The sequence below is a fragment of the Zobellia barbeyronii genome, assembly GCF_018603515.1.
In the GTDB taxonomy this organism is placed as follows: domain Bacteria; phylum Bacteroidota; class Bacteroidia; order Flavobacteriales; family Flavobacteriaceae; genus Zobellia; species Zobellia barbeyronii.
In genome coordinates this window covers 1,018,125-1,026,076 of the sequence record NZ_JACATN010000002.1, presented here as the reverse complement: position 1 = coordinate 1,026,076, position 7,952 = coordinate 1,018,125, and the positions used below count along the sequence as shown (strand labels likewise).

Annotated in this window: 6 protein-coding genes and 1 other RNA gene; 4 read left to right on the top strand and 3 right to left on the bottom strand. The window is 38.6% G+C overall.

The features are described 5' to 3' along the window. Positions 1–5 precede the first annotated feature (5 nt). Together HW347_RS08775 and HW347_RS08770 are read right to left on the bottom strand one after the other, a co-directional pair. Positions 6–1,928, bottom strand: a complete 1,923-nt coding sequence (locus HW347_RS08775; protein ID WP_214611493.1) for a TonB-dependent receptor — start codon at positions 1,926–1,928, stop codon at positions 6–8. 7 nt (positions 1,929–1,935) lie between these two features. After that, entirely contained in the window at positions 1,936–3,627 is a 1,692-nt protein-coding gene (locus HW347_RS08770) for a M23 family metallopeptidase (RefSeq protein WP_214611492.1), read from the bottom strand. Positions 3,628–3,820: 193 nt separating this feature from the next. Here HW347_RS08770 and HW347_RS08765 point away from each other — a divergent pair, with 193 nt between their 5' ends. The 4 genes from HW347_RS08765 (at position 3,821) to rny (ending at position 6,280) form a co-directional block, all read left to right on the top strand. Next, positions 3,821–4,111, top strand: coding sequence for a hypothetical protein (locus HW347_RS08765; protein ID WP_214611491.1), 291 nt, complete (start codon positions 3,821–3,823; stop codon positions 4,109–4,111). A 15-nt stretch (positions 4,112–4,126) separates the two neighbouring features. Beyond that, positions 4,127–4,423, top strand: a complete 297-nt coding sequence (locus tag HW347_RS08760) for a cell division protein ZapA (protein WP_194535733.1) — start codon at positions 4,127–4,129, stop codon at positions 4,421–4,423. Positions 4,424–4,478: 55 nt separating this feature from the next. Continuing rightward, positions 4,479–4,589: non-coding RNA, 6S RNA (gene ssrS, locus HW347_RS08755), on the top strand. Positions 4,590–4,711: 122 nt separating this feature from the next. Further along, entirely contained in the window at positions 4,712–6,280 is a 1,569-nt protein-coding gene (rny, locus tag HW347_RS08750; RefSeq protein WP_214611490.1) for a ribonuclease Y, read from the top strand. A gap of 72 nt (positions 6,281–6,352) precedes the next feature. Here rny and HW347_RS08745 read toward each other — a convergent pair whose 3' ends face one another. Next, on the bottom strand, positions 6,353–7,834 hold the full coding sequence (locus tag HW347_RS08745) for a sulfatase family protein (protein ID WP_214611489.1): 1,482 nt from the start codon (positions 7,832–7,834) through the stop codon (positions 6,353–6,355). Between the last annotated feature and the right edge of the window lie 118 nt (positions 7,835–7,952).

Sequence of the window (7,952 nt, the reverse complement as noted above, 5' to 3'; positions counted from 1 at the left end):
GCCACCTATCGTATGCGCACGTCTTCTAGAGTATAGGTGTTCACGTTATTGAGTTTCTTATAATATACTTCACTCATTAGTGTAAAAGGACGTTCCCATAGATTGAAGGAATACTCATTGCCTAAAACGAAGTGAATAGATTCTTGTGCTTTTACATCTGGGTTTATAGTGCCGGTTTGATCACGTAGCTCACGATAAAAAGGAGGTTGGTGATAAAGACCGCCCGAGAGCCTAAAAAGCATGTCTCTCTTCCAATTGGGTTTTAAGGAAACTTGCCCACGCGGACTTACTACTGTCTGTGATGAAGTTTTAATATCCTTGCCACTAACGGACCAATATTGCGCGCGAATTCCAAGATTGTAGTAAACGTTGTGTGTTGCTATATTTAAACGGTTGCTAAATTGAACAAATCCCGAAAACCGGTCGGTTTTTACAAAATTTGTTGCATTTACACCGTCATAGGCAACAAGGGGAGACTCAAAAGGCTCTTCGGGTTGATTATTACTGAATTCAGGTAAAGGTGGGCGAACAAAAAAGCCGACAGAGTCTATAAATTCTGATTCTCGTAATTGATCACGAATGTCTTCATGGGTATATTTTAAACCCCATTCCAGCACTTTGTTTTCTGAGGTATGATTGCCTTTGTGTGATAGATTAAAAATCAAAGCATCTAGTTCATTTCTGGCTCTGTTAAATTGTGTGCCAATCCCTCGTAGGTTGGTTGCGCTGCCAAAAGAATCGCTAGATAAATCACTATCAACACTGCCCAAAGCATACTGAGCAATTACATCTGAGTATTCCTCTTCTGTAGTGTGGTAGAGAGAAGCTATAAGCTTTAAGGTCGTATTGTCGTTTAAAAAATAGTTACCCTTTAAGGCTCCTAGAACTGTATTGTATCTGTTGTTTTCTTCACCTTGATAAAAGACCACAAGAGATTTTGGTTCTGAAATGGTTCCAAAATTAGTTTGCCTTTTTAGAGGTTCGTTTTGGTAATCGTTGATAGAAATGTTACCTAAAAAATCTAGATGGAATTTGTTCGAAAACCGATAGGTCGTAAAAGTCTGGGCATCTGCAAAAGTAGGGTTGAAGTTGGTGTTGGTCTGTTGGCTATTAACGAGCAAACCATTATTTCTATAACGCACCCCACTTATGGTGCTTAATTTTTTGTTTTTAGAAACGGTTTCCACGGTTGCACTCGCTCCCAAAAAGCTAAGGTCTATTTGTACTCCGGTTTCCGAAGGTTTTTTATAGGTAATATCTAATACGGAAGAAAGTTTGTCTCCATACTTAGCTTGAAACCCTCCCGAAGAAAACCGTACATTTTGAACCATATCACTATTTACAAAACTCATTCCTTCTTGTTGGGCAGAGCGAACTAGAAAAGGACGATAGACTTCAATTTCATTAACATACACCAGGTTTTCATCATAATTACCACCTCTCACGTTGTATTGGGTACTTAACTCATTACTTGAAGAAACACCAGGTAATAGCTTTAGAATATTTTCAACACCTGCATTTGCACCTGGAATATTACGTACGATTTCTGGACTCACAGTGATGATTCCTGTAACGGATTTTTTGCCTGTGGGCGTAATGGTTACTCCAGCAATTTGTATGGTATTCGTACTTAGAACGGGATTGAATTCAAAAACTTCGTTGGTATTAAGAACTAGGTTTTCCAGCACTACATTCTCATGACCTAAATGAGAGAAAGTTACGGTAATGGCTTCGTCGGCGGTTACTTGAAGTGAGTAAAATCCGTTTTCGTCAGAAAAAGTGCCAATTGACCCAATTGCAATATTTACCTCTTGCAAAGGTTCATTTTCGTTGTTCAGTACAATGCCGGTTAGGGTAGCGGTCTGCGCACTTATGTGAAGTGTAAAACCGAATAGTACAAAAAGCAGAATAAGTCTAGTGCACTTCAAAGAGGTGTCATTTTCTGTAAAAAGTACTGGTCATAATGTTTGTATTACCAACATTGTCGGTTACTGTAACTTCAAGTTTGCATTCTTTTTTGTCAAGAATAACATCGTCAAAATTATAGGTAAGTGTGTTGGTCTTTGGCTCATACTCCATAAGAATCCATTCCCCATTAATAGTAGCAGAATAGGTGTCTATACCGCTAAGGTCATCCGTAATACGTACGCTGAGGTAATGATAATTATTTAACCACTGTTTTTCTTTGAAATTTTTGGTTTGAATTTTTGGGGCGATTGTGTCTTTCGCAAGAGTGTAGGTGCCCAAGTTCCTGGTTCTAGTGGTAAACGTTGTGCCGCGCTTATAAGTAGAGGCATGTGATGGTCGTAATCTACTGTTAAGTCTTGCAATGAACATTTGTTTTTTCTCTGCTTCGGTATATTTTGTTACATCAAAAGTAATAGTGAAATTCCGGTGAGCGGCCACACGGGAATTGTGTATCCTAACGGTATCGTCATCTTTCTTTAGATCGATATAAAAATCATCATAAAAAGTATTTGAAGGAAAATATACTTTTGCAGCACCTAAATCGTAATTGTTCGGTTTTTTGGCAATGACATAGTTTTCCGTCTTTTTTTCGTCCTTTTCAACTTTTACAGGTTCTTTTTTGCCCTCTACAGGTATGATGGCTTTTGTTAGATTACCCGCATAATCTTTTATCAATAATTCTACTTTATAGCTCAGTCCTTCACGAACCACTATTTTCCCGTCATTTTCAAGTTTGTTATAGATGCTTAATCTATTTCCGGGAGCTTTATAAAGCAATTGAATTCGCTGGCGGTATTTGCCATAGTAGTAGTAATCTATTAAAGTGTTAATATACCTGGTTTCACCAAAAGAGAAGGACTCCAGGTCATAATCAGTATAAACTTTTCCATTCACCAATTGCTGTACGGAGTATAAACCGTTATGGTTGGCGGCAAGATCTTGACGATCATAACCAATAAAACCAAGTCCTATAGTTCCGGTAGCATAAACAGGGTCCGCTAAAAAAGTTCCGTCTTTTTGTCTGGTAAAATTAATTGCGGTAGTATTTTTATTCTGATTGATTTGCGCATCGTCAGATAATGGAAAACCGTATATTTTCTGTAATGTGGGGTTTGTAGCATCTCTAACATCAAAACCATAGAGTAGAGGGTTTGTAGGTTTTTCTGAGATACTGCTTCTAATTTCAAAATGAAGGTGCGGTCCGGAAGATCCTCCAGTGTTTCCGCCGTAGGCGATAATTTCTCCTTTTTCGACTTTTATTTCGGCATATTCAGGAAAATCTTCAACCTCGTACAATTTTTTCTTGTACTGTAACTTCTTTACAAATTCTTGAATTTTAGGAGCAAATTTCTGAAGATGCCCGTAAACAGAGGTGTAGCCATTTGGGTGTGCAATGTATAGTACTTTTCCGTAGCCCCAATGAGAGACTTTAACACGGGTAACACTACCGTCTGCAATGGCGTAGATAGGCAGTCCTTCACGTTGCTCTGTTTTAATATCAATACCAGAATGAAAATGGTTTGAACGCAGTTCGCCAAATGTACCCGCAAGAACTAAGGGAATGTCTACCGGAGATCTAAACGCATCTTGCGGATATTTCTCTTGGGAGGTACCAATAGCGGTTATGAATAATAAAAGGGCTACAAAAAGTTTTCTCATAATTTTTTGGACAGTGATACGAAATTAGCCAAACCGTTTGAATTCTTGAAAATATCTAGCACGAAAAATGACACATCTTCTTTAACCAACGTTATTTAAGGCCTTAAAGTATTACTTGAAGAATAATTCAAAAAAGTATTGCTAAGTAAGGGCAGGTATGTTAACTTTGTGTAAAATGCATTGCGTTTGATTTATGAGTGAATTAGTCAAAGTTGTCGACTCTTTAGAGAATAAAATAAGCAAGCTTTTGCACAAGTTGGAGGTGCTTCACCAATCCAACAATAGATTGCAAGAGGAGCTTAATGATATTAAAGAGGACAAGGACAAAGTGTTGGATTCCGTTTCTATGTGGGAAGAGAAATACAACTCGTTGAAGCTCGCAAACTCAATGCTTGGCAGTAATACAAATAAAACTGAAGCTAAGCTTAAAATAAATACATTGATCAGAGAGTTGGACTATTGCATAGCACAACTTTCGGAATAATGTTCAAAAGATAAAATGTCAGAAAAGCTAAAAATTAAGCTTTCCATAGCAGATAGGGTGTACCCTTTGACTATCGATCCAAGCCAAGAAGAAGGCTTGCGAAAGGCAGCGAAGAACATTGAGCAATTGGCAAAAAAGTTTGAACAGAGTTACGCAGTGCGAGATAAACAAGATGTTTTGGCCATGTGTGCCTTACAATTTGCATCTAAAATAGAGCAACGCGGTATTGATCAGTCCGAAGGAACCCTAAACGCAACTGAACGCCTTAAAGCGTTAGATGATTTGGTTACCTCCAAGCTTGGTATAAAATAAATACGTTCTTTAAAATACATAAGTTACTGCCCACATTGGTATTACCTTTTGACAAACTCAACATTAATTTTGTTTAAAAAGGGTGAGTTTAGATTGTAAAAGCAGGCCCTACTCGTATAGGGATTCTTGATCAGTCTTGTAGCCCTAAACCTGTTTATTGGAGTTTGTACAAAACTTCTCTGATGTGGGCTTTTTTTATGGATTTGTTTGAGCAACTGTGGTCGGTACATCATTCTTCATGTACAGCTCTAAGTACTCAAGCGCGTTCAAACCTAAATTGTTAGATATATGGATAGTGCAACACTTATAATAGCCGGCATCGTCGGCCTTGCGATTGGATTTGCCATCGCAAAATTCATGGAAAAGGGAAAAGCCTCAAAAACTCTTTCCAACGCTAAAAGCGAGGCGAACACGATAGTTAGTGCCGCCAAGACAGAAGGCGAAAATATTAAGAAAGACAAAATTTTTCAAGCCAAGGAGAAATTTTTAGAGTTAAAGGCAGAGCACGAAAAAGTTATTATATCCAAGGATAAAAAAATTGGTGAGGCAGAAAAGCGTACTCGTGATAAAGAGTCTCAGGTTAGTAATGAATTGGCAAAAAGCAAAAAACTCAACATTCAACTTGACGGTAAATTAAAAGAAGTTACCCACAAAGAAGAGTTTCTTGAAAAGAAGCAAAGCGAACTAGAAAAGCTTCACAAAAATCAAGTACAACAGCTAGAAGTTATTTCTGGACTTTCAGCAGATGATGCTAAAGGGCAATTAATGCAGTCGTTGAAGGAAACGGCCAAGACAGATGCTATGGCCTATATACAAACTACTGTAGAGGAGGCTAAGTTAACAGCTCAACAAGAGGCCAAGAAAATCATAATAAATACAATTCAACGTATAGGAACGGAAGAAGCAGTAGAAAACTGTGTGTCTGTTTTTAACTTGGAATCTGATGATGTTAAGGGTAGAATTATTGGTAGAGAGGGAAGAAACATCCGAGCTTTGGAAGCAGCTACAGGTGTTGAAATTATCGTAGATGATACGCCAGAGGCTATTATTCTTTCTTGTTTTGATTCTGTTCGTCGTGAAGTTGCAAGGCTTTCTTTACACAAGCTAGTAACGGATGGTAGAATACACCCGGCACGTATAGAGGAAATAGTTAAAAAGACAGAGAATCAAATAGAACAAGAAATCGTAGAGGTCGGTAAACGTACCGTTATTGATTTGGGTGTTCATGGTTTGCATCCTGAATTGGTTCGTGCTGTTGGCCGAATGAAATACCGTTCTTCTTACGGTCAAAACTTATTACAGCACTCTAGAGAAGTTGCTAAGTTATGTGGTGTAATGGCTGCAGAGCTTGGGTTAAATCCAAAACTGGCCAAACGTGCTGGACTTTTACATGATATAGGTAAAGTGCCTAATACCGAAGCTGAGGTAGAAACACCACATGCTATTTTAGGTATGCAATGGGCTGAGAAATATGGTGAAAAACCAGACGTGTGTAACGCTATTGGTGCTCACCACGATGAAATAGAAATGAAGACACTTATTGCGCCTATCGTTCAGGTTTGTGATGCTATTAGCGGAGCAAGACCAGGAGCACGTAGACAAGTGTTAGATTCATACATTCAACGTTTAAAAGACCTTGAAGAGGTTGCTTTCAGTTTTGGTGGAGTTCAAAAGGCCTATGCTATTCAAGCAGGACGTGAGCTAAGGGTAATCGTTGAAAGTGAAAAAGTGAATGACGAGAAAGCGGCTCAGTTGTCTTTTGAGATTTCACAGAAGATACAGACGGATATGACATATCCTGGACAGGTAAAGGTTACTGTAATAAGGGAAACCCGTTCAGTAAACGTAGCAAAATAGAATATAATATTCTTGTATAATAGAAAAGAGCCCCGTACATACGGGGCTCTTTTTATTTAGTAGTTGTAACTATTATTTGTGATAAGGACTATCAACCAGTTTATCTACTTCAAAAGTAGCTTCATAATTCGGCATTTGACCACTCTCCCACAACTCTTTATCCTTTACGGAATAATACCATAAAGGCTTTACAAAGCTCTTTGTCCATTCTTCGGTTCTGGCTATCATTTCTTTTAAACGTTCTGGGTAACGGCCTGCTAGGTTTTTCTTTTCGCCTATATCTTTCGTTATGTTATGAAGACTCCATGGCTCATTGCCCATTCTTGTAATTTTCCAATCGCCAAGTCTTGCACCCACATCATTGTAACCTTCACGGTATCGCAGAGAATAAATAAAATCGTCTTTGTAGGGTTCTGTATTTTGTAATACATCATCCATGATATTTTTGCCATCCAATTTTTTGCCTTCAGGAAGTTTCGCTTCGGCGAGTTCGGAAAAAGTAGGGTAGAGGTCAAGAGAAGAAACAGGGAAATCAAAACGCTGTTGTTTCTTAATTTTCTTTGGCCAATGAAAGAACATTGGTACGCGGTAACCACCTTCCCAAGTATCGCCTTTAGTTCCTTTTAAAGGGTAGTTATTTGCGCCGTGATCAAAGTTACCTCCATTGTCACTCAAGAAAACAATCAAAGTATTGTCCAGCTGGTTCGTTTCTTTTAAAGTCTCTACAATTTTTCCAACACCACGGTCTACTGCATAAACCATGGCAGCGTAAGTTCTTCGGTCTTTGTCTTTTATATTGGCAAACTTGGCTATGTCTTCAGCCTTAGCTTGAAGTGGTACGTGTGGTGCATTGTAGGCCAAGTAGATAAAGAAAGGTTGTTTCTTTTTAGCCGCTATTTTAATATCGTTACTCGCCTCGCGAGAAAACCCATCCGTTATATATTCTGTTTCGTTGGCAGGCTTTCCGTTATGCTCCATCGGAAATACATAATCTCTAATATTCTTATTACCAGATTGCATTTGTGCATCATAGGTCTTGTTATATTCATGTGGGAAGTAGTCGTGACCTCCTCCTAAAAAGCCATAAAAATTATCGAACCCTCTTTTGTTAGGGTGAAATTTTGGAGCTGATCCTAGGTGCCACTTTCCAATAGCGCTGGTGTAATATCCTGCTTTTTGCAAGACTTTGGCCATATAAGTCTCCTCTACAGGAATGCCCATATTGTCATCGTCATTTTGACTACTGTTGTGAAACAGGTTGTAAGCGGTACCAGTTAGGTGAGGGTATCTGCCAGTCATTATTGCCGATCGGCTTGGCCCACAGAAAGGATGAGCAACATAGGCTGAAGTAAAAATAGAACCGTTCTGAGCTAATTTATCAAGTTCCGGTGTTATGATATCCGTAGAGCCGTTAAAGCCTACATCTGCATAACCGAGGTCGTCACATAGAACAACAAGAATATTAGGACGAGTTTCTTGAGCTATTCCTGTGGTCGTAACAGCCAGAACGGAAGCGTATAGAAATAGTTTAAAATGATTAAAGTGAATTGCCATAGCTATAAATTTAATTTAGGTTTTTGCAAAGCGATATTTTTGAATGTATTGTGAGCCGATTCTCCTTTTTCTGAATTGTTAAAGAGATAGGCTATGAATTTCCGGGAGCATGGTTCAT

Coding starts and splice junctions, on each gene's coding strand:
- rny (WP_214611490.1), top strand. CDS start 4,712: ATGGATAGTGCAACACTTATAATAGCCGGCATCGTCGGCCTTGCGATT.
- HW347_RS08760 (WP_194535733.1), top strand. CDS start 4,127: ATGTCAGAAAAGCTAAAAATTAAGCTTTCCATAGCAGATAGGGTGTAC.
- HW347_RS08770 (WP_214611492.1), bottom strand. CDS start 3,627: ATGAGAAAACTTTTTGTAGCCCTTTTATTATTCATAACCGCTATTGGT.
- HW347_RS08745 (WP_214611489.1), bottom strand. CDS start 7,834: ATGGCAATTCACTTTAATCATTTTAAACTATTTCTATACGCTTCCGTT.
- HW347_RS08765 (WP_214611491.1), top strand. CDS start 3,821: ATGAGTGAATTAGTCAAAGTTGTCGACTCTTTAGAGAATAAAATAAGC.